Genomic DNA, 24,172 nt, shown 5'->3' on the forward strand with positions numbered 1-24,172 from the left:
GATGCCGCCGCGGATGCCGCCGTCGCCTCTCCCCACGGATGTTCAGCCCGCAACCCGCCGCGTGCTGGTGGTGGAGGACAGTCCGCTGAACCGGATGCTGGTCACCGCCATCCTGGCCCAGGCCGGCCACCGGGCCGACACCGCCGACAACGGGCTGGAAGCGCTGATGGCGGCCCAGGCCGGCGGCTACGACCTGATCCTGATGGATTTGTCGATGCCGGAGATGGACGGGTTGACCGCCACCCGCCTGTTGCGCGATCTGCCGGGAGCGGCCGGCCGGATTCCCGTGATCGCCATGACCGCCGACACCGACGAGGCCGACCGCATCCGCTGCCGGGACGCCGGCATGAACGACCATGTCGCCAAGCCGGTAGACCGTTCCCAACTGCTGGAAACGGTGGAAAAATGGCTGCGCGCGTCCGATGCATCCGGCCTGTCGGCCGGCTTCCACTCCTGCGCCCCGTCCGCCTGCGGCACGGCGGACGAGGTGCTGGACCGCGAGGTGCTGGACCAGTTGGCCCAGGATCTGGATGCGGATCTGCTGGCCGACGTGCTGCGGCAGTTCGTGGACGAGACGCGGGAGCGGGTCGACCGCATCGTGGTCGAGACCGACCGTGCCATCCTGACACGCGAAGCGCACACGCTGAAGAGCACTGCCGGTACTTTCGGCGCCCGTTCCCTGTGCAACGCCGCCCGGGCCCTGGAGATGGCCTGCCGCGCTTCGCCGGCGGTGGAGGGCGGGGCGGGAAAGGACGGAGCGGACACGGTGGAGCGGCTGCGCGGCGACATTCCCCGTCTGGCCGGAGACGCCATCACAGCTTACCGCGCCGCCGGATACCTGGCCTGATCTGACCGCCCCATCCCGACCGGCCGGGACCGGTGGCGGACGCGCGTCACTCGACGACGCTGATGTTCACCGCCGAATCCTTGCCGTTGGTGCCGCGGGCGACCTCGAACTGGACCCGCTGGCCTTCCGACAGGGCATGCAGGCCGGATCGCTGCACCGCGGTGATATGCACGAACACGTCCTTCGAACCGGCTTCCGGCGCGATGAAGCCGTATCCCTTGGTCGTGTTGAACCATTTGACGGTACCGTTGGTCATGGGCCTCCCCCTGGATATTGCGAAACGGATGGGTCCGGAAACGCCGGCATCGGCTGCGCCATGAGGTCTGCCGGACAAGCGGAACCAAGACATTGTGCGGGGAGGCTAGCCGCATGCTGTGGTTGCGGGCAATTCCGTCTCACGGCATAGGACCAACGATGCCGAAGACCGGAGAGGAAGTACGACGAAGGCGACGGTTCTTCGTCGAAGGGTACTAGCCCTTTTCTTGAGGAATTCTCCCGGCCGACCGAGAGACCACGTCGCAATAAAGGCTTAGAGCTTGCCTTCCGCCTGCCAGGCGAGGCGCTTGCGGTAGATCGTCGAGGCGCTGATCTGCAGCAGCGCCGCGGCGCGGGGGATGTTGCCGTCGCAGGCGGCGATGGCGTCCTCGATGGCGTCCTTCTCGACCTCCCACAGCGGCTTGATCGAGTCCGGCGAGGGCGGCACATGCGGACGCGGAACGGGTGCCGCAGCGGCCGGCGGCGACGCAGGCGGGGATGCCGATGCGGCGTGCGGCGGCGTGCCGAGCGGTGACGGCAGCATCTCCGCCGTCACCGTGTCGCCATCCTGCAGCACCGCGACGATGCGCACCACGTTCTGCAACTGCCGGACATTGCCCGGCCAATGATAGTGGCGCAGCGCCTGCTCCGCCTCCGGGGAGAAGCGGTTGAATCCCTTCTTCTCCTCCTGCGCGAATTCGGCCAGATAGTGACGGGCGATCTCCAGCACGTCGTCCTCGCGCTCGCGCAGCGGGGGCAGATGGATTGGGATGACGTGCAGGCGGTAATAGAGATCCTCGCGGAACCGCCCCTCCTCCACCTCGCGCAGGGGATCTCGGTTGGTGGCGCAGACGATGCGCAGGTCGACCTTCTCCAGCTTGGATCCGCCGACGGGAGTGAAGGTGCCGGTCTGGATGAAGCGCAGCAACTTGGTCTGCAGGTCGGGCGCCAGCTCGCAGATCTCATCCAGGAACAGGGTGCCGCCGTCGGCCCGCGCCGCGGCCCCTTCGCGATCGGACACCGCCCCGGTGAAGCTGCCCTTCACATGGCCGAAGATCTCGCTTTCCATGAGATCCTTCGGGATGGCGCCGCAGTTGATGGCGATGAAGGGGCGGGCCGCCCGCTGGCTCTGGCGGTGGATCGCCTCGGCGCAGACCTCCTTGCCGGTGCCGGACTCGCCGGTGATGAAGACGGTGGCGCGCGACGATGCGGCGCTGTCGACGATGCGGTAGACCGCCTGCATCGCCAGCGACGAGCCGATGAACCCGTGGTAGCGGGCGCGGTTCAGATCCTTCTCGAAGGTGTCGACCAGTTGGGCCAGCCGCAGCCGCTCCATGGCGTTGCGGACGGTCACCACCAGCCGGTCGGCGGAGAAGGGCTTGACCAGGAAATCATAGGCGCCGTAGCGCATCGCCTCCACCGCCGCCTTCACCGACCCATGCGCGGTGATGACGATGACGGCGCAGGGCAGGGCCTGGGCGTCGATGCGTTTCAGCACTTCCATCCCGTTCATGTCCGGCAGCTGGAGATCGAGCAGCACCACCTTCGGCGCGCCGTCGTTCAACTGCACCAACGCCTCCGCCCCCGTTTCGACGGCGATGACGGTGTGGGATTCCTTTTTCAGGTATTCCGCGTAGACACGGGCCAGGGACGGGGTGTCTTCGATCAGCAGGACGGGAATGGAACCGGGCGGCATGCTGTGTGCGACACGCGAGAGGTAGGGGCAGGGTTCGTCCTATTGTCTAACAGATAATTCCGGGAATCCCACCCCCTGCGCATGTGTCGGCGATACGAACGCATCGAAATCCCAGCCGGACCGGATATGTCGCAGGGAAGATCGCTGCTCGAAGGTCCCGATTTGCCGCACCGCCGCTTGCCGGAGGCACCGCGATGAACTATCAGCAGCGGGGACGGGAGCGCGGAAGAGGGAGGCCGCCATGGCCGATCATGCCATTCTGGCCGGCAAGCGTGTGCTGCTGGTCATCGCCGGCGGCATCGCCGCCTACAAGTGCCTGGAGCTGATCCGCCGCCTGCGCGAGCGCGGGGCGTCGGTGCGCGCGGTGATGACCGCCGCAGCCGCCCGCTTCGTCACGCCGCTGTCGGTGCAGGCGCTGACCGAGGATACCGTCTATCAGGACATGTGGTCGCTGACCGACGAGTCGGAGATGGGCCATATCCGCCTGTCGCGCGAGGCCGACCTGCTGGTCGTGGCGCCGGCCACCGCCGACCTGCTGGCCCGCATGGCGGCCGGCATGGCCGACGACCTGCCCGCCACCGTGCTGCTGGCCACCGACAAGCCGGTGCTTGTCGCCCCCGCCATGAATGTTCGCATGTGGCAGCACGCCGCGACCCAGGCCAATTTGGCACTGCTGGAAAGCCGCGGCGTGTGGCGCGTCGGCCCCAACGAGGGCGCGATGGCCTGCAACGAGTACGGCCCCGGCCGCATGGCCGAGCCGATGGAAATCGTCGACGCCATCGCCAGGATCCTGGCCGGCGACTTGCGCAAGCCGCTGGCCGGCAGACGCGCCGTCGTCACCAGCGGCCCGACCCATGAGCCGATCGACCCGGTGCGCTACATCGCCAACCGCTCGTCCGGCAGGCAGGGCCACGCCATCGCCGCGGCCCTGGCGCAGCTCGGCGCCGAGGTGACGCTGGTCAGCGGCCCGACCCGGCTGCCCGATCCGCCCGGCTGCACAGTCCGCCATATCGAGACCGCCCGCGAGATGCTGGCCGCCTGCGAGGCGGCCCTGCCCGCCGACATCGCCGTCTGCGCCGCCGCGGTCGCCGACTGGCACGTCGCCGGCCCGTCCGACCGCAAGCTGAAGAAGGACGGCGGCGGCCCGCCCGCGCTGGAGCTCGCCGAGAATCCCGACATCCTCGCCACCCTGTCCGCCCCCGGCGGCCGGCGGCCGGCGCTGGTGATCGGCTTCGCGGCGGAAACCGGCGACGTCCTGGCCTACGCCACCGCCAAGCGCGCCCGCAAGGGCTGCGACTGGATCGTCGCCAACGACGTCTCGCCCGGCACCGGCACCTTCGGCGGCAGCGACAACACCGTCCATCTGATCCGCGCCGATGCCGTCGAATCCTGGCCGACCATGACCAAGGAAGCCGTCGCCGCCCGGCTGGCGGAGGCGGCCGCGGCGTACTTCGAGCGTATTTGACCGGCTGCAGCCGCCAGCCGACACCAGGACACAGGGAAACATCCATGCCGACCACGCCCACCGTCGCCTTTCTCCGCCTGCCCGGCAACGACGACCTGCCGCTGCCGTCCTACGCCACCGAAGGAGCGGCCGGATTCGACCTGCGCGCCGCGGTACCGCCCGGCGGACCGGCCATGCTGGCACCGGGCGGACGGATGCTGGTGCAGACCGGCTTCGCCGTCGGATTGCCGGCGGGGTGGGAGATGCAGATCCGGCCGCGCTCCGGGCTGGCGGTGAAGCATGGGGTGACGGTGCTGAACACGCCGGGCACGGTCGATTGCGACTATCGCGGACCGGTCGGCGTCTGCCTGGTCAATCTGGGGGACGAGCCCTTCGCCATCGCCCGCGGCGACCGCATCGCCCAGGCGGTGATCGCCCCGGCCCCCCGGGCGGCGCTGGTCGAGGTCGATTCGCTGGACGACACGGCGCGCGGGGCGGGCGGCTTCGGGTCCACCGGCATCGCCTGAGGGCCAGTACTGCCTGAGGGCCGGCGGCACCCGGCTCCGCCGCGCGCAACTCCGCCGCGCACAACGGCGCCCCCGCGCCCGCCGATCCGTGGCATGATCGCGGGGATACCCGTTCCGGCGGGAATGGTGGACAGGGGGTGGTCATGCGGTGTCCCCGGCGGAGCGTGGCGTTCCGCATCCTGGCAGGGTTGACGGTCATCGGCGGGCTGGCCGCGGCGACCAGCGTGGTCGCCGTCTCGCTGTTCTCCCGCTTCCACCGGAGCTACGAGCAGATCGCCACCGCCAAGGTGCCGGGACTGGTCGCCGCCGCGCAGCTGGTGCAGCAGAGCGGCGCCGTCGCCGCCATCGCCCCCGCCCTGATCGCCGCCCAGGACCAGGCCGCGCGCGAGGCGGTGATGGCGCGGATGGGGGACCAGATCGTCCTTCTGGAACAATTGATGGCCCGGCTGATCGCCCATGGCGGCATCCGGAACGTCAACGGGAGCACCCGCGGCGGCGGCCGCACCGACAGCGGCGGCGACCTGGGCGAACTGGACCGCCGCAAGAACGAGCTGGTCGGCACCCTGCTGACGCTGAACGCCCAGGTGCAGCAGCAGCTTTCCCTGATCGCCGACACCAATGCCCGCGCCCAGGCGCTGGCCGCCCTGGCCGTCCGCCTCGGCACCGAGCAGGGGCGGGAGGAGGACGGGCACGAGGTGGACGGGCAGGAGGTGGATCCGGTCCGGCCCGCGGAGACGGGGTCCGGCCCCCCCGGCGAGGGATCGGCCGACCGCGACCGCACGATGCTGACGCGCTGGCACAATGAATTGACCGGAACCGCCACGACGCTGCTGGCGGCGCTGCGGGCCGACGGCGACGACCAGCTCGACCGGCTCCGGGCCGACGCGCGCGCCTCGCTCAACGCAGCAGCCACGGCGCTGGCCGCCCTGCCGCCGGACCACGCCGCCCGGCTGGAGCCGCTGCAGCGCGAACTGGAGGAAGCCGCCTTCGGGCGTTCGCCCCTGTTCGCCCTGCGCGAGGCCGAGCTTTCGCTGCAGCGGGCGATCAAGCGCTCGGCCGTCCGCAACCAGGCGGTTTCGGACCAGCTCGTCGCCATCGTGTCGGACTATTTCCTGGCGGTCGAGCAGGATGTCGCCCGCCGCTCCGCCGAGTTCGAGCGGGTGATCCGCGACGGCGAGCGTGCGGTGATCGCCATGGCGCTGCTGTCGATCCTGGGGGCCGCCGCGATCTTCGCCTACATCCACCGCAACGTGGTGGCGCGGCTGCGCCGGCTGCGCAGCGCCATGCAGGCGGTGGAGACCGGCGGCCCGGCCGAGATACCGGAACTGGACCCGCCCGCCGCCGGCGCCGCCGGCAGCCGGGACGAGATCGGCGAGATGGCGCGCGCGCTGGCCTATTTCGTCACCACCATCCGCGCCCGCGAAACCGCCCTGGCCGACGGCGAGCGCCGGCTGCGCACCATCCTGGAGCAGAGCCCGGTCGGCGTGTCGATCGGCCGGGCCGACGGCACCGTCGCCTTCGCCAACGCCCGCGCCGCCGAATTGGCGGGCCGGTCCCTGGACGCCTTCGTCGGCAGCAGCCATGCCCTGGCCCTGCCCGGCGCCACCATCCGCGGGCGCGGCATCGGGCCGGGCCAGGGGCCGGGCCAGGGGATGGGACCGGAAGAGGGGCGGGAGGCCGGCGGCGTGGTGATCCGCGACGCGGAGGTGGCGGTCGACCGCCCCGACGGCAGCCGGGTCTGGGCCCTGCAAACGCTCCAGCGCACCAGTTTCGAAGGCGAGCCGGCGGTGCTGGCCTGGAGCTACGACATCACCGCCCGCAAGCGGGCGGAGGAGGCGCTGCGCACCGCGAAGGAGCAGGCGGAGATCGCCGCCCGCTCCAAGGCGGAGTTCCTCGCCACCATGAGCCACGAGATCCGCACCCCGATGAATGGCGTGCTGGGCATGCTGGAACTGATGGCCCTGACCCCGCTGGACGAGGAACAGCGCACGCTGGTCGCCACCATGCGCGAGAGCGGGGCGGCGCTGCTGCGGATCATCGACGACATCCTGGACCTCTCGAAGATCGAGGCCGGCAAGCTGGAGCTGGAGGAGATCGACCTTCGCCCGGTCGAACTGGTGGAGGGCGTGGCCGACCTGCTGGCGCCCCAGGCCCACCAGAAGGATCTGGCCCTGATCTGCGACATAGACCCGTCGGTGCCGGCGCGGCTGCGCGGCGACTCGGGCCGGCTGCGCCAGATCCTGTTCAACCTGACCGGCAACGCCATCAAGTTCACCGACCGCGGCCGGGTGGTTCTGCGCGTCCACGCCGCCGGCACGGCCCGGCCCGGCCATGTCCGCCTGCATGTGGCGGTGGAGGACACCGGAATCGGCATCGGTCCGGAAGGACAGGCCCGTCTGTTCCAGCCCTTCAGCCAGGCCGACAGCTCCACCACCCGGCGCTTCGGGGGCACCGGCCTGGGGCTGGCGATCTGCACCCGGCTGATCGAACGGATGGACGGGCGGATCGGCATCGAGTCCGTACCGGGCATCGGCTCCACCTTCTGGTTCACGGTCGATCTGCCGCGCACCGACGGATCCTTGCCGCCCGATCCGGCGCCGCTCGCCGGCCTGTCCATTCTGCTGGCCGACGAGGACGAGGTGCAACGCGCCGTGCTGGCCCGCTACCTGGAACAGGGCGGCGCCACGGTGACGGCTGCCGCCACGGTGGCCGACGCGGCGACGCGACTGGGGCGCGGCGGCCTGGGGCTGCTGGTGACCACCATGGCGCTGGCCCCCCGGCTGGAGCCGCTGGCCGACGCCTGCAGCCCCGGATTGCCGCGGCTGTTGCTGGGCGATGGACGGGAAAACGGCCATCCGGCCGCTTCGCCCCATGCCTTCACCAACGCCGCCGGCCCCCATCCGCCGGCGTGGCTGGCGCAGCCGGTCCACCGCGCCGCCCTGGTTCGCGCCGCCGCCATCCTGACCGGCCGCGCCGCGCAGGACGCGGCTCCCGCCCCGGCGCCGGAGAAAGGGCACTTCCCCGCTCCGCCTGTCGCCGCTCTCGGCCCCATCCTGGTGGCGGAGGACCATCCGACCAACCAGCAGGTGATCCTGCGCCAGTTGCACCGGCTCGGCTATGCGGCGGAACTGGCGGTCGACGGAGCACAGGCGCTGGCGGCCTGGCGCAGCGGCCGCCACCGGCTGGTCGTCACCGACTGCCATATGCCGGTCATGGACGGTTACGAACTGGCGCGCCGCATCCGCGCCGAGGAAGGAACCGCAAGGGAGCGCACGCCCATCGTCGCCATGACCGCCAATGCCCTGTCGGGCGAGATGGAGCGCTGCCTGGCCGCCGGCATGGACGACTATCTCGCCAAGCCGGTGACGCTGGAACAGCTCGCCCGGGTCCTGGCCCGCCGGCTCGATGCCGCCCCGCCGCATCCCGCCGCCCCGCCGCCGCCGCCGGAAAAGGCGCTGCCGGTGCTGGACCTCGACCATGTGCGGGAGATCTTCGGCGGCATGGAGGATGGCGGCCTCGACGGCGCTACGCTCGACATGATGGATTTCTTCATCGAGACGACGCGGCCCACACTGGACCGGGCGCTGGAGGCGCTGGCGGCCGGAGACATGGAGGAGGCGCGGGCCGCCGCCCATTCGGCGGCCGGGGCGGCGCGGACCGCCGGGGCGCAGGCGCTGGCCGCCGCCTGCACAGGCCTGGAACGCGCCATCGTCGACGGATGCGAGACGGAGCTGGAACGCCATGCCGGCGCAATGGCCGCAGCCTTTCCCGAAGTCGAAAAGGCGATAAGTACTTTGCGCCACACGAAAGAGACGATGCACCGTCCGGAAGAGACCATGGCGTAACCGGCCGTGTCGGAGCGAAATCTACCTGGGCGGGAAGGCTTTCCCGAAAAGGCGCACGGCAGGCGGGTGTTGCTTGTCGGTGGAGGACGGGTGAACTACTCTGCGCCTCTTGACTCATTTCGATAGATTCGGCCGGACCATCCGCATAGCGCTGGTCCCGGCCCCGGGGGGTGGAAAGCGTGGTCGGTTTCGCTGGCTTCTTTTGGAACAAGGAAACCCGGCGCGAGGCCGATCATGCAGCCGCAGACCGCGACCGCTGGCGGGCGCTTCTGGCCGCTGCCCCCCATCCCTGGTGCGCCTGGAACGGCTCGGGCGAGGCCCTGCTGTCGGACCAGGCGGCATCCCTGATCGGCATCGCCACGGCCGACGAACTGGCCACCGCCCTGCCGACACCCGAATTCGCTTCCGCCCTTGCCCGCCTGCGCCGCGATGGCGAGCCCTTCCGATGCGAGGCATCGGCGCGCGACGGGCGGCGGCTCGTCCTGACCGGCCGGCGCGGCTCCGCCGGGGCCGAGCGCTGCGACGTCGTCTGGATCGAGGACGTCACCGCCGCGCACGACGCCGCCCGCAGCGCAACCCGCCGGCAGGAGAAGGAGACGGGCGCCGCCCGCTCCCGCCTCGCCGAGTTGCAGGCGGCGGCAGACGCCCTGCCGATCCCGATGTGGATGCGCGACCGGTCCTTACGCCTGTCCTGGTGCAACCGCGCCTATGCCCGCGCCGTCGACGGCGATCCCGACGGCGTGGTGGCGGAGGGACGGGAGCTGACCGCCGCCGGCCCGTCTCTGGCCGAACGGGCGCGCAGCGGCGGCTTCGCCCAGTCCGACCGCACCCCGGTGGTGATCGGTACCGAACGTCGCATGCTGGAGGTGACCGAGGCGCCGCTGCCGCTGACCGACGGCGGCGGCACGCTGGTGGTCGGCTATGCCATGGACCTCACCCCGCTGGAGGAGTTGCGCGGCGAGCTGGACCGCCATTTGACCGCCCATGCCGAGGTGCTGGAACGGCTGGGCACCGCCATCGCCATCTTCGGGCCCGACACCCGGCTGACCTTTTTCAACCAAGCCTATGCCCGCCTGTGGGACCTGGACGAGGCGTGGCTGCGCGGCGAGCCGACCAACGCCGAGCTGCTGGAGGAACTGCGCGCCCGCCGCCGCCTGCCGGAATATGCCGACTACCAGACCTTCAAGCGCGAGCGGCTGACCCGCTACACCCATCTGGTGGAGCCGCTGGAGGAGATGCTGCATCTACCCGACGGCACCACCCTGCGCCATCTGGCCGCCCCCCATCCGCAGGGCGGGCTGATCACCATCCTGGAGGACGTCACCAACACGCTGGCGCTGGAATCCTCCTACAACACGCTGATGGCGGTGCAGCAGGAGACGCTGGACAATCTGGCGGAGGGCATCGCGGTGTTCGGCGGCGACGGCCGGCTGAAGCTGTCCAACCCGGCCTTCGCCCGCATCTGGGATCTGGCCGACGGCGACCTGTACGGCGAGCCGCACATCGCCGACGTGATCGAACGCATGCGCCCGCTGCTGGAGAGCCCACCGCCCGAGCGGTCGGGCGAAACGGCCGGCGCCGCGACAGGCGCACCGGCCGGCACCCCGGCCGACGGCACCGCGAACTCCGCCTCCATCTGGGACGCGCTGAAGGAGGAGCTGATCGGCGCCACGCTGGAACGCAGCGTCCGTTCCGGCCGGGTGGAGCGCAGTGACGGGTCGGTGGTGGAGTTCTCCACCCTGCCGCTCCCGGACGGGGCGGTGCTGAACAGCTACCTGGACGTCACCGACGGCGCCCGGCTGGAGACGGCGCTGCGCGCCTCCAACGCAGCGCTGGAGGCCGCCGACCAGTTGAAGAGCGAGTTCATCGCCAATGTTTCCCACCATCTGCGCACCCCGCTGAACGGCATCATCGGCTTCGCCGAGGTGCTGGCGAACCAGTATTTCGGCGAGTTGAACCCGCGGCAGATGGAGTATGTCCGCAGCATGCTGGCGGCCGGGCAGCGCCTGCTGGAGCTGATCGACGACGTGGTCGACCTGACCAGCCTGGGCGCCGGGGTGACCACGCTCGACCGCGGAGCAGTCAACCTACCTGACCTGCTCGACTCGGTTGCCGGGCTGACCCGCGAATGGGCGCGGCGCGAAGGGTTGCGCATGGAGGTCGTGGCTCCCGAGGCGCTGGGCGAGATCGAGGGCGACGGCAAGCGGCTGAAACAGGCGCTGTTCACGCTGGTGGTCGGCGCCATCCGCAACCCGCCGCCGGACCGGCGCATCCGCCTGGCCGGCGAAAGGCTGAACGGCAGCGTCACCCTGTCGGTCAGCGGTGCCGCCGCCCCGGATGCCGACCCGCATGGCGCGGCGGCCCTGGGCATCTCGCTGGCCCGCAACGTGATGGAGCTGCATGGCGGCCGGCTGGAGCTGGACGAGACCGGCGGACCCGGCATCTATCGCGGCGCCCATGTCCGTTGCGTCATGCCGGTGCGCGCGCCGGTCAACGGGGTGCGGGCCTGAGCGGGCAGGGCGGGGGTTTAGGGGTGGGCGCCGGCGGAACCCAATTCCCGCCGCCCGCGTTATCCCTGTCCCACCCGACCCCGTGCCCTGCGGAGCTGCCGACGATGACGAAGCCCCTGACCCTGTCGATCCCCCACTCGCTCGGCCGGGCGGAGGCAAGGCGCCGGCTGGTCGACGGCATGGGCGAGGTCCGGGCCCGCCTCGGTGCCGTCGCGACCAGCATCGACGACAGCTGGACCGGCGACCGTCTGGATTTCCGCGTCGTGGCGCTGGCCCAGACCATCGCCGGTCATATCGACGTGCTGGACGACAGCGTCGAGATGGAGGTCCAGCTGCCCTGGGCGCTGGCCCTGCTGGCCGACAAGATCAGGAACAAGGTGACCCGCCAGGGCACGATGATGCTGGAGAAGAAGTAAGGATGGAGGGCCTCGCCCCATCCCTCACTCCATCCCGGATCGCGCAGGCATTTTATTAAGTAATTAATATGGAACGATAATTTTCCATACTCTTCACTGGACGGGAGAGTCTGGCAGATGCATTCGACGCCGTTCTCCCCATCATCCTTACCTGGGCGTCCTCAATCCCCCGACGACGGCTCCTCCGGCTTGCGGCGGGCGAGCGGGTGATGGTCGTGCATGACCCGCTTCAGCCGTTCCGTCACCACATGGGTGTAGATCTGCGTCGTGGCGATATCGGCATGCCCCAGCATCATCTGGACGGAGCGCAGGTCGGCGCCATGGTCCAGCAGATGGGTGGCGAAGGCATGGCGCAGGACGTGGGGGCTGACCTTTTCCGGGTCGATGCCGGCGTCGATGGCGAGCTGCTTCAGCAGCTGCGCGAAGCGCTGGCGCGTCAGGTGCCCTTCGGCGGAGATGCGTGACGGGAACAGGAAGGGGCTGTGCCCGGCATCCGCCCCCGCAACAGGCGGGATGAAGTGACCGCGAAACGGAATGTAGGCGGCAAGCGCCGCCAGCGCCGGGTCGGACAGCGGGACCATCCGATCCTTGCCGCCCTTGCCGCGCACCAGCAGGCCGCGGCCGTCGCGCATGATGGCGGTCATCGGCAGGCCGACCAGTTCCGACACGCGCAGGCCGGTGGCGTACAGCACCTCCAGCAGCGCGACCAGCCGCAGCCCCTCCGGCCCGCCGCGCTCCTCGGCGGTGGCCAGCATGGCGCCGACCTCCGCCTCCGTCAGGATCTTGGGCAGCGGCCGGCCCTGCTTGGGGCTGTCGAGGGGGGAGGCCGGATCGTCGGCCCGCCGGCCCTCCGACAACAGGAAGCGGTAGAACTGCCGCATCGCCGACAGCCGCCGCGCCACGGTGCGGGGGGCACCGTCCTTGCCCTGCACCGCCAGATAGGCCCTCAGATCCTCGGTCCCCGCCGCCTCCAGCGGCACGCCGCGCTGCGCCAGCCAGCGGCCGAGATCGGCGAGGTCGCGCTCATAGGCCAGCCGCGTGTTGACCGCCGCGCCGCGCTCCGCCGTCAGCATGTCGAGGAAGGCGTCGAGATGCGGCGAGGTGGCGACCGGTCGTGGCTTGCACGGCCGGCCCCGGCGCTTGGCTGCGCGTTTTACGGCCATGCCCGATCCGCTCATGATGTCGACAGGCTCCCCGGACTCGAGTTCATGCCAAGCTTGTTGGCGGGATTCATGGCGGGCTTCAAGGCGGGCTTGCCGCCGGAGCGGTGGCGACGGCGGGGCCGGCCAGCGCCGCCATCGCCTCGCGGGCGAGCGCGCGGCCGTCCGCCTCCAGCCCGACCGCCTTCAGGTTGGCGGCCACCCGCGCCGTCACCACCGGAGGCACCCCGGCAGGGCCGGCCTCCCCCAGCAGCAGCAGGGCGGCGACCACCGTCTCGCCGATGCGTCCGCCGGCCGCGGCGTCGCCCAGGCGCTGCCACAGCGCCGGATCGACCCCCGCATCGCTGCCGGTGGGCGGCCCGGCGCCGTCCGTCACCGTCAGCCACGCCTCGTCCGGCACGGCGACGCCCAGCGCCTGGAGCAGCGCCAGCTGGCCGGCGATGCGGGCACGGGCAGGGGTGTCGGCACCGCGCAGCGCCTCGTCCAGCCATGCGGCCAGCCCGCGGGGATCGTCGCCGCCGCGCCCGGTCGCCACCACGGCCAGCGGCCACAGCCAGGCGGTGTCAGCGCTCCGTCCGCTGCGCAGAGCCAGATCGTGCCAGCGCCGCCCCTGGTCGAGCCGGCCGAGTGCGTAATAGAGCCGTGCCGCCGCCGGAGCCAACGCCGCGGCATCGCCGGTGGGCGACACGGTGTCGAGCAGCCCGGCCGCGGCGGCGCCCACCGGCCCGGCACGCAGGCGCGGGTCGACCAGCTCCACCGCCAGGGATGCCAGCCCGACGCGCCGCTGCCCGTCCATCGCCGCCGCCATCGCCTGATGGACCAGCGCACGGCTGCGGGCGGTGCGGTCGCGCTGCGCGATGTCTTTCACCCGCAACAGCTCGTCACCGCGCGGCTGCACCTGGACATAGAGGTCGATAAGCTGCCGGCCGTCGAGGAACAGGGCCGCCGCCGCCCGCTCCCCGGCGGCGGCGCGGGTGGTCGGATCGGTGGAGGGGTTGGTGGCGACCGCGGCCAGCGCCTGCGGATTGTCCAGCGGCAGCCGGTCGGGCGGCACGGCGATCCGCGCCGTCCGCATGGCGGCGAGCGTCAGCGCCAGACCGTCGCCGCCGCCTTGCAGGGCGAGGGCCCGCGCCGGCGGCCGGGCGGCCCCGGCCAGCGCGTCGGCCACCATCAGGAACGGGTCGGAGCGGCGGGCACCACTGCTGCGCAGGGCCGCCAGCGCCTCGTCGGTGCCGGCGCGGTTGCCGACGCGGGCGTGGCAGAACAGGGCGAGCCTGGTCCAATAGTCCGAGGCAAATCCCTTGCCGCGCGCCAGGGCGCGCGGGCAATCGAGGCCGCCGCGCGTCAGTTCCGCATCGGTCAGCGCCCGCGCCGCCGACTCGTCCGCCGCCAGCGCCGCCGGCAGCAGGGCCGCCAGACCGGCCGCCCCGGCGGGGTCGCCGATCCGTGACAGCGTCTCGATGCGCAGAGCGCCGAAACCGCGAGGCGGCGGCGCTTCGCCGGTCGCGATGGCGGGCGAGCCGGCACTCAGCAGCAGGCGGCGTTCCAGCGCCTTCGTGGCGGGCGACGGGGTATCGACCGGCAGGGCGGCGATCAACGGTAGAAGCTCCGCCCGGCCGAGGCCGCGCCAGGGCTCCGCCCCCAACCCCTGCACGCCGCTCAGCAGGCCGGCCCCGTCCGGATCGGGCGCCCCCAGCGGCTCACGCGCGACCGGCACCGGCCGCGCCACCACCGGAGAGACGACCGATGGCGGAGTGGACGATGGCAGGGCGGACGATGGCGGGGCAACCGGTGGGACGGATGGCGCGGCGGGGGGCGCTGCCACGCGTGCCGGTACGGGGACCGGAGACGCGGGCGCCGCCATCTCCGGCCGGACGGGATCGGGGGTCAGCCGGACGGGCGGACCCAGGGCCTGGGCTCCGGCGGCGGCGGACCAGCAGAGCATGGCCAAGCCGCCGGCAATCCAGCCAGCCCCCGGCCAGCCAGCCCCCAGCCAGCCCGCCGCCGGCGACCCGGCCGGCAGCCCGGCGGCGTGCGGCGGTCCCGGTTCAGCGCGGGAAGCGCTCATCGGGCAGAACCTTCTCCACCGTATTCGATGGAGCCGGCAGGTCCCACGATGCAAGGAAGACCATGCCGCCGGCGATCACCAGCAACAGCAGGACGACGATGATGGAAAGAAACCGGCTCATGGCACCAAGGACGCGTTGTGTCGGAAAAGCAGCGGATCGGGGCGGAGCTACCACGCCCGGCGACCGCAGGGCTTGGGACAAGCAAGGGCTTTTCTGCTAAAGCATCCGCACCCCGGCCGCGCAGGCGGCGACCGGCGATCTGGGACATCGCCCGATCTGGGACACCGCCGGGCGGTGGCGCAGTGTAGCCACAGGTTGGACCGCCACGCAACCCGCCCTCCTGGGTTTCCCGGAGCCGCCCGGCAAGGCGATCGGGTGCCGGCGATGCCCGGCGCGCTTGTGCCGGCTTGGTTCCGGCAGGTATGAGTGTTGTCTGTTGCAGCGGCATGACGGCCGCTTCCCGCGGATGGCGGGACGCGGGTGGACGGGGTGAAGGGTCGGGTGGCGGATCGGATGGATGCGATGGGACTGCGCAAAGCGATGACGGCCCAGGTTCCGGGCACACGGATGGCGGAAGCCGCGCAGCCGCTGCTGCCGCGCACCGTGGTGCTGGTCGGGTTGATGGGCGCCGGCAAGAGCGCCATCGGGCGCCGGCTGGCGGCGCGCCTGCATCTGCCCTTCCGCGACGCCGACACCGAGATCGAGGCCGCGGCCGGCTGCACCATCGCCGAGATCTTCGCCCGCGACGGCGAGCCGGTCTTCCGCTCCGTCGAACGCCGCATCATCACCCGGCTGGTCAAGGACGAGCCGGTGCATATCCTGGCGACCGGCGGCGGCGCCTTCATGGATGCGGAGACCCGCGCCGCGATCCGCGAGCACGGCCTGTCGGTGTGGCTGCGCGCCGAACTCGACGTTCTGGTCGCCCGCACCGCCCGGCGCACCCACCGCCCGATCCTGAACCAGGGCGACCCGCGCGCCATCCTGGGCCGGCTGATGGAACAGCGCTATCCCGTCTATGCCGAGGCCGACCTGGAAGTGGTCAGCGACGAACGGCCGCCCGACGTGACGGTGGAGTTGGTGATCGACGCGCTCGAAGCGCATTTCGGCATCCAGCTCCCCCACCGCGGGGGGCGGAACGCCAAGGCCGAAACGCCCTGATCCACCCGTCCATCCCTTGATCCAGCCTCAATCCAGCCTCAACCCAGCCTTGATCCTGCAACGCCAGCTTCGCGGAATCCTCCGATGACCTCCGTCTCCGACGCCATTCCGGCCCCCATCGACACCGTCCGCCTGGAGCTCGGCGCCCGCAGCTACGACATCCTGGTCGGCGACGGCGTGCTGGCGGATGCCGGCGAGCGCATCGCCGCCGTCACCCGCGGCCGGGCGCCGATCGTGGTGACCGACGCCAACGTGGCACCGCTGCACCTGGACACGCTCAATGCCGCGATGCTGGAGGCGGGGATCGCTCCCCAGCCCGCCATCATCCTGCCGGCCGGCGAGAAGACCAAGGATTTCGGCCATTTCCAGCAGCTGATGGACGACATCCTGGGCCGCGGGATCGAGCGGTCCACCGTGCTGCTGGCGCTGGGCGGCGGGGTGATCGGCGACATCACCGGCTTCGCCGCGGCATCGGCGCTGCGCGGCATCGACTTCATCCAGGTGCCGACCACGCTGCTGAGCCAGGTCGACAGCTCGGTCGGCGGCAAGACCGGCATCAACAGCCGGCACGGCAAGAACCTGGTCGGCGCCTTCCACCAGCCGCGGCTGGTCATCGCCGACACCGCGACGCTCGACACCCTGCCCCGGCGCGAGGTGCTGGCCGGCTATGCCGAGGTGGTGAAGTACGGCCTGATCCGCCAGCCCGACTTCTTCGCGTGGCTGGAACGGAACGGCCGGCGCGTGGTCGACGGTGACAGCGACGCGCGCCGCCATGCGGTGACCGTCAGCTGCCGCGCCAAGGCCGACATCGTCGGCGTCGACGAGCGCGAGAGCGGCGACCGGGCGCTGCTGAACCTGGGCCACACCTTCGGCCATGCGCTGGAGGCGGCGACCGGCTTCGGCCAGACCCTGCTGCATGGCGAAGCGGTGGCGATCGGCATGGTGCTGGCCTTCGACCTGTCGGTCCGGCTGGGATCGTGCCCGGCGGCGGATGCAGCCCGCGCCCGCGCCCATCTGGCCGGCGTCGGCCTGCCGGTGCGACCGGCCGACATCCCCGGCGTCGCCTGGGACGTCGACGGGCTGGTGCGGTCGATGGCCAAGGACAAGAAGGTCCAGGACGGCCGCATCACCTTCATCCTGGCCGACCGCATCGGCAACGCCTTCACCCGCCGCGACGTCGACGCCGCCGCCGTCCGTGCGGTGCTGGAGGAAGCGGTAACTCCTGCCTGACTCCGAACACCACTGACAATCAGCCTATCGCACGATAGCCGCCGCGCCGCCTGCCGGCCCATACTCGCTTCCCGAAGCCGCGGCCCTTCCGCCGCGGCACAACGGGGAGGCGACGATGAAGGCGATATCGGGAATGGCGGCGATGGGCGCGGTCCTGCTGGCGGCGGCGCCGGCCCTGGCACTGGCACTGGAGGTCCGCGAGCAGGCGACGATCAAGGCGCCAATCGAGCAGGTGTGGCAACAGATCGCTCCCTTCTGCGCCATCGCCGACTGGCACCCGGCGGTCGAGGGCTGCACCCTGCGCAACTCCGCCGGCATGCAGGAGCGCGACATCGCCCTGAAGGGCGGCGGCGACATCCAGGAACGGCTGATGTCCGTCTCCGCCGCCAAGCACCGCCTGCGCTACACACTGCTGAGCGGGCCGCTGCCGGTGAAGAACTACGACTCCACCATCCGGCTGAGCGCGGTGGACGCCGGCACCACCCGCATCACCTGGTCTTCCCGCTTCGAGGCCAGCGGCGCGTCGGACACCGAGGCGCGCAAGGCCATCGCCGGCATCTATACCAGCGGATTCGACGGGCTGCGCAAGCGGCTGGATACCGCTCAGTAGAATCGCCGCAGAAATCGGGCGGACTGGCATACGGGCGAAATCACTGACGATCAGTTCTATTGACGATTGGCAGATCAAGCTGACAGGATCGGTATGCCGCGGTGCCACATCGCGGACGAGTGCATCGTTCGTCCACAAAACCTGCAATCACGAGGGAGATGGGACACATGCCGACACGCCGACTGATGCCGGACGTCATCAAGAACCAGGACCTGTCCTGCCTGCCACCGGACGCCACCGTTCGGAACGCCGCCCTGCTGATGGCCGAACGGCGCATCGCCGCCGTTCTGGTCACCGAAGGGCGGATGCTGAGGGGGATCGTCACCGAACGCGACATGACCGTCCGCGTGGTGGCCGCCGGGCTCGACCCCGCCGTGACGCCGCTGTCGGCCGTGATGACCGCCGATCCCGACACGCTGGAACCCTCGGCCTCGGCACTGGCTGCACTCGACCTGATGGAACGCCACCATTACCGCCATTTGCCGATTGCCGTGGATGGCGAAGCGGTCGGCATGGTGTCGATCCGCGATCTGTTCGCCGTGGTCCGCGCCCATCTGGAGGACGAGATCCGCAGCCGCGAGGCCTACATGTTCGGCAGCGGCTATTCCGCGGAAGCGACAGCGGGATGAAGCCGGCGGGTGGCGGCCCGCGGCCGATGGTTGACCCATAGGTAACGCTGCGTTGCGGCGGGGTCGGGTTGACCGGGCGCCCGGCCCCGCCGATAGTTCAGGGTGAGCCATCCTGACCTGCTGAACTGGAAAGCCCAATGTCCGCGACCTCGCTGTCCGCCCCCGCCGCGCGCGAGCCGATCCACACCCGTCGCGTCACCTGCCAGGGCTTCCGGCGTGCCGACGGACTGTGGGACATCGAAGGCCACCTGACCGACGTGAAGAGCTATGGCTTCCACACCGAGGAGCGCGGACAGCTTGAACCCGGAACGCCGATCCATCAGATGTGGATGCGCCTGACCGTCGACGACCAGTTGACCGTCAAGGCGGTGGAGGCGGTGACCCAGCACAGTCCCTACCGTGCCTGCGGCACCATCACGCCGCGCTACCAGCAGTTGGTCGGGCTTCGCATCGGTCCGGGCTGGACCCGAGCGGTGAAGGATCGGCTGGGCGGACCGAAGGGCTGCACCCATCTGGTCGAGCTGCTGGGGCCGCTGGCGACCACCGCCTTCCAGACGATCTACCCGATCCTGGCCCGCGAGGCGGCCGAGCGGGCCAAGGCCGCCGGCAGGCCGGCAGGCGGCGACGGCAAGCGGCCGGTGCTGCTGAACATGTGCCACATCTTTGACAGCAGCGGCGACGTGGTGCGGAAAACTTGGCCCGCTCACTACACCGGTGAGCGCGACGCGCTCCATGAGGGAACGGCCCGCGAAGAAGCGGCCGAGTGAGGCTGCGGCAACCGGACGGGACCGGCTGCCATCGCGGGATCAGGAGGCCGGGATCAGACCTCCGGACGGGGGTCCGGCGAGCCGGACAGCCCGGTGGAAGGGAAGGCACTGCCGGCGACGCCCGGGGACTCGGCCGAGGATTGAAGGGTCGACTGCACCGTATCGGCATCGTCCGATCTCGCCGGCAATTCGAAGGGTGTGCCGACGAACGGGTCGCTACCGCCATGGCCGGCGCGCATGTGACCGTCTTCGGTGCAGGCCCGGCGGTAATAGGCGGCGATAAAGACACGGACTGCGGAGGTCAGCGTGACGTCCGTCTCCTCCGGCGTGATGCCGCGGCGGCGTGCCTGTTCCTCGATCCGTTCCTTGATCTGGGTGCAGAGACGGTTGACGGTCAGGCATTCCCGACGGCCGATGTCCTCCAGAGCGTCCCACATCGACGGTTCCAGCCGCATGCTCGTGCGGTGCCCGCCGATCATGATGTTCTGGCTCTTCAACGGTTCCACCCCCACCTGGGGAGTGTTCACCCGCTTTTTCTTCGGCCCACGCTTCGCCATCCGCAGCCCCTTCCACGAAGCCGCCGGCAGACATGCGAAGTTTGTGTCCGCCCCGGCGCGATAAATGGTTGCATATATGGCACTCTACTAAACGTGCCGAGAAATGCAACCACGCTCGCGTTCTTCGATGTTGTGGAGAAGAGGAAAAACTACTACTGATTGCATTCGTATGTATGTTATTTCGAACGCCCGACTGCCGGGTATCGTCCGACGGCCGACGATCGTCAGGCCCCCGCTTCGCCAGGGGCATGGGTGGTCAGGCCCAGGGCATGCACCCTTTCACGCAGTTCGTCGGCCAGCAGGGCATAGACCAGCCGCTGGCGCTCCACCCGGGACTTGCCGGCGAAGGTGGCTGACACGACGGTGACATGGAAATGAGTCTCTCCCGCGGCGTCCGCCCCGGCATGACCGGCATGGCGGGCCGACTCGTCGGCGATCTCCAGCCGCTCCGGAGCCAGTCCGGCGGTCAGCTTTTCGCGGATGCGGGTGGCGTATTCCATGGCGATGTCCGATGTCTGTAAGGGCGATCGGGGGCGTTCGGGGACGGAGAGGCGGCGGGGACGCCACCCTTCCCCCGAACGGTCCGCCCCGGAAAGGAGAGGATGGCGGACCCCTGTCTGTCAAGCGCCGCGACCCGCGGATTGCGGATGACGGAAGCCCGGTTCGGCACGCTTGCCAGAGGCTTCGGCTCTTCCCATACTTGCGCGATGACCAGGAACCGCACCCGCTCCAGTTACGACAGCTATGCCGGCCCGCGCACGGCGACCCGTGTCTGCGACCACCCGGAGTGTGTCGCCGCGGGCGAGTACCGTGCGCCGAAAAGCCGCGGCAGCCTCAACGAATACTGGTGGTTCTGCCTTGACCATGTACGGGAATACAACCGTGCCTGGGACTATTACGCCGGCATGTCCACCGACCAGATCGAGCAGGAGGTGCGGCGCGACACCACTTGGCAGCGGCCGAGCTGGCCGCTCGGCAAATGGGCCACGCAGGAACGCTTCATCCGCGAGCGCGTGGTCAACGGCTTCAGCTTCGAATTCGGCCACGACAACGGCAAGACGAAGAACGAGGAAAAGGCGCACCGGCGCAACCACGCCCGCACCGAGGAGGAAAAGGCGCTGGCGGTTCTGGAATTGACGCCGCCTGTGGACTTCACGCGCATCAAGGCACGCTATCGGGAACTGGCGAAAATGCACCATCCCGATGCCAATGGCGGCGACAAGGCTGCGGAAGAACGCCTGAAAGAAATCAATCAGGCCTACAATACGCTGAAAGCCTGTTATGCTGCCTGAACCCCCGTTGGCGGGCCGGGTCATACCCGCGGCCGCCGGACAACCGACACTCGCTGGAACGTAAGAAACCACCCATGGCTTCCCAAGGAGCGACCCAGGCCAGCTCGGCCCTGTTCGACCACAAGCCCGACACGACGGTCTCGGTGCGCAAGGTCTTCGGCATCGACAGCGACATGCAGGTGCCGGCCTTCAGCCAGCGCTCGGAGCATGTGCCCGACCTCGACAGCGCCTACCGGTTCGACCGGGACACGACGCTGGCCATCCTCGCCGGCTTCGCCTACAACCGCCGCGTCATGGTCCAGGGCTATCACGGCACCGGCAAATCGACCCACATCGAGCAGGTGGCGGCACGCCTGAACTGGCCCTGCATCCGTGTCAACCTGGACAGCCACATCAGCCGCATCGACCTGATGGGCAAGGACGCCATCGTGCTGCGCGACGGCGTGCAGGTCACGGAATACCGCGAGGGCATCCTGCCCTGGGCCCTGCAGCATGCCTGCGCCCTGGTGTTCGACGAGTATGACGCCGGCCGTCCCGACGTGATGTTCGTGATCCAGCGCGTGCTGGAGGTGGAAGGCAAGCTGACGCTGCTCGACCAGAACCGCGTCATCCGCCCGCACCCGGCCTTCCGCCTGTTCGCCACCGCGAACACCGTCGGCCTGGGCGACACCACCGGCCTGTATCACGGAACCCAGCAGATCAACCAGGGCCAGATGGACCGCTGGAACATCGTGGCGACGCTGAACTACCTGCCGGTCGACGCCGAGATGCAGATCGTCCAGGCCAAGGTTCCGTCCTATGACGACGCCAAGGGCCGCGACACCGTCGCCTCGATGGTGCGTCTGGCCGACCTGACCCGTGCCGGCTTCATCAACGGCGACATCTCCACCGTGATGAGCCCGCGCACGGTCATCACCTGGGCCGAGAACGCGCGCATCTTCAACGACGTCGCCTTCGCCTTCCGCATCACCTTCCTCAACAAGTGCGACGAGGTGGAGCGGCCGACGGTGGCCGAATACTACCAGCGCTGCTTCGGCGTCGAGTTGCCGGAGACGGGGGTCCAGGCGACCCTGGTGTGACCTGTCCCGCGCCCCGCCCTTCACCTGGGGTTGGGGCGCGGAACACAAGGAGTCACGCGGATCGGGACGGCTTTTGCGGGCAGGGCTTGCAGCTGCGGTACAAGTCCCCGGCATGCCCGCGAGAGCCATGCCCCGCGCCGTGCCCATCCCGCCCACCGCGCCGTAACCTTCCCAAGAACAAAGACGCCCCGCGATGACCACCCAGAACGACACCCCCGTCGAGGCCTTCAAGCGGTCCACCACCGCCACGGTGCGCGCCCTGTCCCGGCGGGCGGAGGTGCAGGTGGGATTCTCGTCCGATCCGCCGGGGCTGTCGGGCCAGCGGGTTCGGGTGCCGCTGCCGGCGCGCGACCTCAATCCCGTCGATGTCGCCAAGCTGCGCGGGGCGGCCGATGCCGTGGCGTTGCGGTTGCGCCATCACGACGCGACTGTCCATGCCCACCGCATGCCGCTGGGCGATGCCGCGCGCCAGGCCTTCGATGCGCTGGAACAGGCCCGGTGCGAGGCGCTGGGCAGCCGCGACATGGCCGGCATCGCCCACAATCTGGAAGCCTCGCTGGAGGACCGCTACACCCGGCAGGGCTTCGACCGGTTCGAGGATCGCGGGCAGGTTCCGCTTGCCGAAGCGTTGCGGCTGATGGCGCGCGAGGCGATGACCGGCGCCGCGCCGCCGCCCGCAGCCGCCCATGCGGTCGAGCTGTGGCGCCCCTGGATCGAGGAACGGCTGGGCAAGGACATGAAGGGGCTGGCCGCCTTCGCCGGCGACCAGGACGCCTACGCCAAGGCCACCCGCCGGCTGCTGGCCGACCTCGACATGGAAGTCGGCCAGGAGGCCGACCAGGAAGAGGAGGAGGACCAGCAGACCCAGTCCTCCGAGGACGAGAATTCGCCCGAGAACGGCCAGACCCGCGGCCAGGACGAGGACCAGTCCGACTCCGAATCCATGGCCTCGTCGGAGATGCAGGACTCGTCCGAGGCCGGCGAGAGCGCCGAGGAGGGCGCCGGCGAGGAAGGCGACACGGAGATGGGCGAGGGCGAGGGGGCGGAGGAGCCCGCCGGTCCCGGCCAGCCCTGGCGCAACGACCTCAACCGCCGCAACGAGCCAGACCCCAACGCCTACAAGGCCTATACCACCCAGTATGACGAGGTGGTGGACGCCGCCGAGCTCTGCGACCCGGCGGAGCTGGAACGGCTGCGCCACCTGCTGGACCAGCAGCTGCAGCATGTGCAGGGCGTGATCTCCAAGCTGGCGAACCGGCTGCAGCGCCGGCTGATGGCCAAGCAGCAGCGTTCCTGGAGCTTCGATCTGGAGGAGGGCATCCTCGACGCCGCCCGGCTGGCCCGCGTCGTCGCCAACCCGGTGCTGCCGCTGTCCTTCAAGGCGGAGAAGGAAACCGACTTCCGCGACACGGTGGTGTCGCTGCTGATCGACAATTCCGGCTCCATGCGCGGCCGGCCGATCTCCATCGCCGCGATGAGCGCCGACATCCTCGCCCGCACGCTGGAACGCTGCGCGGTGAAGGTGGAGGTGCTGGGCTTCACCACCCGCGCCTGGAAGGGCGGCCAGGCGCGCGAGGCCTGGGTCGCCGCCGGCAAGCCGCCCCATCCCGGCCGCCTGAACGACCTGCGCCACATCGTCTACAAGGCCGCCGACATGCCCTGGCGCCGGGCCCGCAAGAATCTGGGCCTGATGCTGCGCGAAGGCATCCTGAAGGAGAACATCGACGGCGAGGCGCTGCAATGGGCGCACAACCGCCTGCTCGGCCGGCCGGAACAGCGCCGCATCCTGATGGTGATCTCCGACGGCGCGCCGGTGGACGATTCCACCCTGTCGGTGAATGCCGGCAACTATCTGGAACGTCACCTGCGCCAGACCATCGACCAGATCGAGACCCGCTCGCCGGTCGAGCTGGTGGCGATCGGCATCGGCCACGACGTCACCCGCTATTACCGGCGCGCCGTCACCATCGTCGATGCCGAGCAGTTGGGTGGCACCATGATGAACAAGCTGGCCGAGCTGTTCGACGAGGATGACCGCCGCGGCGGCCGGCGCGGCCGGCGTTAAGGTAAGGATACGGGCG

At 70.4% G+C, this 24,172-nt stretch carries 21 protein-coding genes; 14 read left to right on the top strand and 7 right to left on the bottom strand.

The window, feature by feature from the left end:
• The first annotated feature begins 1 nt into the window (after position 1).
• Positions 2-847, top strand: coding sequence for a response regulator (locus AL072_RS04105; protein ID WP_045581400.1), 846 nt, complete (start codon positions 2-4; stop codon positions 845-847).
• Positions 848-893: 46 nt separating this feature from the next.
• On the opposite strand, the gene AL072_RS04110 is transcribed toward AL072_RS04105, so the two are convergent.
• Together AL072_RS04110 and AL072_RS04115 are read right to left on the bottom strand one after the other, a co-directional pair.
• Positions 894-1,103 carry a cold-shock protein gene (locus AL072_RS04110; RefSeq protein WP_014249082.1) on the bottom strand — a complete coding sequence of 70 codons (210 nt, stop codon included), beginning with the start codon at positions 1,101-1,103 and terminating at the stop codon, positions 894-896.
• Between the two features lie 273 nt (positions 1,104-1,376).
• A complete protein-coding gene (locus AL072_RS04115) occupies positions 1,377-2,798 on the bottom strand; it encodes a sigma-54-dependent transcriptional regulator (protein WP_045581399.1) in 1,422 nt (473 codons plus the stop codon).
• 241 nt (positions 2,799-3,039) lie between these two features.
• On the opposite strand from AL072_RS04115, the gene coaBC reads away from it, so the two are divergent.
• The 5 genes from coaBC (at position 3,040) to AL072_RS04140 (ending at position 11,540) form a co-directional block, all read left to right on the top strand.
• A complete protein-coding gene (gene coaBC, locus AL072_RS04120; protein WP_045581398.1) occupies positions 3,040-4,263 on the top strand; it encodes a bifunctional phosphopantothenoylcysteine decarboxylase/phosphopantothenate--cysteine ligase CoaBC in 1,224 nt (407 codons plus the stop codon).
• Positions 4,264-4,307: 44 nt separating this feature from the next.
• Positions 4,308-4,769, top strand: coding sequence for a dUTP diphosphatase (gene dut, locus AL072_RS04125; protein WP_045581397.1), 462 nt, complete (start codon positions 4,308-4,310; stop codon positions 4,767-4,769).
• 164 nt (positions 4,770-4,933) lie between these two features.
• Positions 4,934-8,614 carry a hybrid sensor histidine kinase/response regulator gene (locus AL072_RS04130; protein ID WP_245636749.1) on the top strand — a complete coding sequence of 1,227 codons (3,681 nt, stop codon included), beginning with the start codon at positions 4,934-4,936 and terminating at the stop codon, positions 8,612-8,614.
• A gap of 179 nt (positions 8,615-8,793) precedes the next feature.
• Entirely contained in the window at positions 8,794-11,124 is a 2,331-nt protein-coding gene (locus AL072_RS04135) for a PAS domain-containing sensor histidine kinase (protein WP_245636750.1), read from the top strand.
• Positions 11,125-11,228: 104 nt separating this feature from the next.
• Positions 11,229-11,540 carry a polyhydroxyalkanoic acid system family protein gene (locus tag AL072_RS04140; protein WP_045581394.1) on the top strand — a complete coding sequence of 104 codons (312 nt, stop codon included), beginning with the start codon at positions 11,229-11,231 and terminating at the stop codon, positions 11,538-11,540.
• 161 nt (positions 11,541-11,701) lie between these two features.
• Here the strand turns inward: AL072_RS04140 and AL072_RS04145 are convergent, their stop codons facing one another.
• From AL072_RS04145 to AL072_RS34150, 3 genes are all read right to left on the bottom strand, one after another.
• Positions 11,702-12,703 (bottom strand): site-specific tyrosine recombinase XerD, encoded by a 1,002-nt coding sequence (locus AL072_RS04145; RefSeq protein ID WP_060721711.1) that lies wholly within the window; start codon positions 12,701-12,703, stop codon positions 11,702-11,704.
• Between the two features lie 79 nt (positions 12,704-12,782).
• Entirely contained in the window at positions 12,783-14,768 is a 1,986-nt protein-coding gene (locus AL072_RS04150; RefSeq protein ID WP_045581393.1) for a hypothetical protein, read from the bottom strand.
• Positions 14,749-14,889, bottom strand: a complete 141-nt coding sequence (locus tag AL072_RS34150; protein WP_245636751.1) for a hypothetical protein — start codon at positions 14,887-14,889, stop codon at positions 14,749-14,751. The genes AL072_RS04150 and AL072_RS34150 overlap by 20 nt, the downstream gene beginning before the upstream one ends.
• A 393-nt stretch (positions 14,890-15,282) precedes the next feature.
• On the opposite strand from AL072_RS34150, the gene AL072_RS04155 reads away from it, so the two are divergent.
• From AL072_RS04155 to AL072_RS04175, 5 genes are all read left to right on the top strand, one after another.
• Positions 15,283-15,927 (top strand): shikimate kinase, encoded by a 645-nt coding sequence (locus AL072_RS04155; protein ID WP_082108861.1) that lies wholly within the window; start codon positions 15,283-15,285, stop codon positions 15,925-15,927.
• Positions 15,928-16,011: 84 nt separating this feature from the next.
• A complete protein-coding gene (gene aroB / locus AL072_RS04160) occupies positions 16,012-17,157 on the top strand; it encodes a 3-dehydroquinate synthase (protein WP_045581392.1) in 1,146 nt (381 codons plus the stop codon).
• A 115-nt stretch (positions 17,158-17,272) separates the two neighbouring features.
• Positions 17,273-17,767, top strand: coding sequence for an SRPBCC family protein (locus AL072_RS04165; RefSeq protein WP_045581391.1), 495 nt, complete (start codon positions 17,273-17,275; stop codon positions 17,765-17,767).
• A 167-nt stretch (positions 17,768-17,934) separates the two neighbouring features.
• The gene (locus tag AL072_RS04170) at positions 17,935-18,396 is read left to right on the top strand and encodes a CBS domain-containing protein (RefSeq protein ID WP_045581390.1); all 462 of its coding nucleotides are present in this window, start codon (positions 17,935-17,937) and stop codon (positions 18,394-18,396) included.
• Positions 18,397-18,533: 137 nt separating this feature from the next.
• On the top strand, positions 18,534-19,163 hold the full coding sequence (locus AL072_RS04175) for a DUF2889 domain-containing protein (protein WP_045581389.1): 630 nt from the start codon (positions 18,534-18,536) through the stop codon (positions 19,161-19,163).
• Between the two features lie 53 nt (positions 19,164-19,216).
• On the opposite strand, the gene AL072_RS04180 is transcribed toward AL072_RS04175, so the two are convergent.
• Entirely contained in the window at positions 19,217-19,690 is a 474-nt protein-coding gene (locus AL072_RS04180; protein WP_245636752.1) for a ribbon-helix-helix domain-containing protein, read from the bottom strand.
• A 254-nt stretch (positions 19,691-19,944) separates the two neighbouring features.
• Complete coding sequence (locus tag AL072_RS04185) at positions 19,945-20,220, bottom strand: BolA family protein (protein ID WP_045581387.1); 276 nt, start codon at positions 20,218-20,220, stop codon at positions 19,945-19,947.
• A 207-nt stretch (positions 20,221-20,427) separates the two neighbouring features.
• Between AL072_RS04185 and AL072_RS04190 the strand changes: the two genes are divergently transcribed.
• The 3 genes from AL072_RS04190 to cobT all read left to right on the top strand — a co-directional run bounded on the left by AL072_RS04190 (position 20,428) and on the right by cobT (position 24,156).
• The gene (locus AL072_RS04190; RefSeq protein ID WP_045581386.1) at positions 20,428-21,012 is read left to right on the top strand and encodes a J domain-containing protein; all 585 of its coding nucleotides are present in this window, start codon (positions 20,428-20,430) and stop codon (positions 21,010-21,012) included.
• Between the two features lie 74 nt (positions 21,013-21,086).
• The gene (gene cobS, locus AL072_RS04195; protein WP_045581385.1) at positions 21,087-22,091 is read left to right on the top strand and encodes a cobaltochelatase subunit CobS; all 1,005 of its coding nucleotides are present in this window, start codon (positions 21,087-21,089) and stop codon (positions 22,089-22,091) included.
• A 193-nt stretch (positions 22,092-22,284) separates the two neighbouring features.
• Complete coding sequence (cobT, locus tag AL072_RS04200) at positions 22,285-24,156, top strand: cobaltochelatase subunit CobT (protein ID WP_045581384.1); 1,872 nt, start codon at positions 22,285-22,287, stop codon at positions 24,154-24,156.
• The last annotated feature ends 16 nt before the right edge of the window (positions 24,157-24,172 follow it).

The organism is Azospirillum thiophilum (genome assembly GCF_001305595.1).
GTDB classification, from domain to species: Bacteria; Pseudomonadota; Alphaproteobacteria; order Azospirillales; family Azospirillaceae; genus Azospirillum; species Azospirillum thiophilum.

Bases quoted from the DNA above. Each gene is read 5' to 3' on its own strand.
- AL072_RS04165 (WP_045581391.1), top strand. From the start codon at position 17,273: ATGAAGGCGATATCGGGAATGGCGGCGATGGGCGCGGTCCTGCTGGCG.
- aroB (WP_045581392.1), top strand. From the start codon at position 16,012: ATGACCTCCGTCTCCGACGCCATTCCGGCCCCCATCGACACCGTCCGC.
- coaBC (WP_045581398.1), top strand. From the start codon at position 3,040: ATGGCCGATCATGCCATTCTGGCCGGCAAGCGTGTGCTGCTGGTCATC.
- AL072_RS04170 (WP_045581390.1), top strand. From the start codon at position 17,935: ATGCCGACACGCCGACTGATGCCGGACGTCATCAAGAACCAGGACCTG.
- AL072_RS04105 (WP_045581400.1), top strand. From the start codon at position 2: ATGCCGCCGCGGATGCCGCCGTCGCCTCTCCCCACGGATGTTCAGCCC.
- dut (WP_045581397.1), top strand. From the start codon at position 4,308: ATGCCGACCACGCCCACCGTCGCCTTTCTCCGCCTGCCCGGCAACGAC.
- cobS (WP_045581385.1), top strand. From the start codon at position 21,087: ATGGCTTCCCAAGGAGCGACCCAGGCCAGCTCGGCCCTGTTCGACCAC.
- AL072_RS04115 (WP_045581399.1), bottom strand. From the start codon at position 2,798: ATGCCGCCCGGTTCCATTCCCGTCCTGCTGATCGAAGACACCCCGTCC.
- AL072_RS04155 (WP_082108861.1), top strand. From the start codon at position 15,283: ATGGATGCGATGGGACTGCGCAAAGCGATGACGGCCCAGGTTCCGGGC.
- AL072_RS34150 (WP_245636751.1), bottom strand. From the start codon at position 14,889: ATGAGCCGGTTTCTTTCCATCATCGTCGTCCTGCTGTTGCTGGTGATC.
- cobT (WP_045581384.1), top strand. From the start codon at position 22,285: ATGACCACCCAGAACGACACCCCCGTCGAGGCCTTCAAGCGGTCCACC.
- AL072_RS04175 (WP_045581389.1), top strand. From the start codon at position 18,534: ATGTCCGCGACCTCGCTGTCCGCCCCCGCCGCGCGCGAGCCGATCCAC.
- AL072_RS04140 (WP_045581394.1), top strand. From the start codon at position 11,229: ATGACGAAGCCCCTGACCCTGTCGATCCCCCACTCGCTCGGCCGGGCG.
- AL072_RS04110 (WP_014249082.1), bottom strand. From the start codon at position 1,103: ATGACCAACGGTACCGTCAAATGGTTCAACACGACCAAGGGATACGGC.
- AL072_RS04185 (WP_045581387.1), bottom strand. From the start codon at position 20,220: ATGGAATACGCCACCCGCATCCGCGAAAAGCTGACCGCCGGACTGGCT.
- AL072_RS04145 (WP_060721711.1), bottom strand. From the start codon at position 12,703: ATGGCCGTAAAACGCGCAGCCAAGCGCCGGGGCCGGCCGTGCAAGCCA.
- AL072_RS04150 (WP_045581393.1), bottom strand. From the start codon at position 14,768: ATGAGCGCTTCCCGCGCTGAACCGGGACCGCCGCACGCCGCCGGGCTG.
- AL072_RS04190 (WP_045581386.1), top strand. From the start codon at position 20,428: ATGACCAGGAACCGCACCCGCTCCAGTTACGACAGCTATGCCGGCCCG.